This window comes from Oleiphilus sp. HI0123 (assembly GCF_001635315.1).
Genome location: NZ_LWGE01001365.1, coordinates 1 through 545, shown reverse-complemented (window position 1 = coordinate 545; position 545 = coordinate 1). Strand labels below are relative to the sequence as shown.

General features: G+C 44.6%; 2 protein-coding genes. Both read left to right on the top strand.

Going from position 1 to position 545, the window contains the following annotated elements; genetic code table 11:
* On the top strand, nucleotides 1–340 hold a 340-nt coding region (locus A3761_RS17150), incomplete at its 5' end, for an EscU/YscU/HrcU family type III secretion system export apparatus switch protein (RefSeq protein WP_369808229.1).
* A gap of 17 nt (nucleotides 341–357) precedes the next feature.
* Nucleotides 358–545 (top strand): hypothetical protein (locus A3761_RS17145; RefSeq protein ID WP_156491918.1); only part of this gene is annotated, 188 nt, incomplete at its 3' end.

Below are 545 nucleotides of genomic sequence, written 5' to 3'. Positions count from 1 at the left end.
CCAAGTTGACACAAAGCCTGGTAGATATTCAAGCATGAACAACAATAACAAAACCAGCTCGAAAACAAGAGCCATCGCGCTCAAGTACGATGAAGTTTCAGCGCCCAAACTTACTGCCAAAGGTGAGAATGAGCTCGCTGAGGAAATAATGCGCATTGCCGAAGAGCACGGCATACCTTTATACGAAAATAGTGAATTAGTCAGCATTTTGTCTAAACTAGAACTGGGAGAAGAAATCCCCGAAGTTCTATATCGGGTAATAGCTGAAATAATTGCCTTTGCGTATTACCTGCAAGGAAAGACACCACAAGGCTTTGGCGAGCCAACGACCAGAACATAACGAGCAACATTTTCAACATGGCACATTCTGACCACCAACTACTTATTAACTCAAAATCCTACTTGTATGCCCTTATTCTGGCAGGTACCTTAGCGCTCGCCCTGCTCTTTCAGGGGCAATTGATCAGCGCTTGCGGCATCGGTGTTCTGTGTGCGCTACTCATTGTAAACCAGTGGCAAAGTAAAAACCGAAATGCCGATAAAGA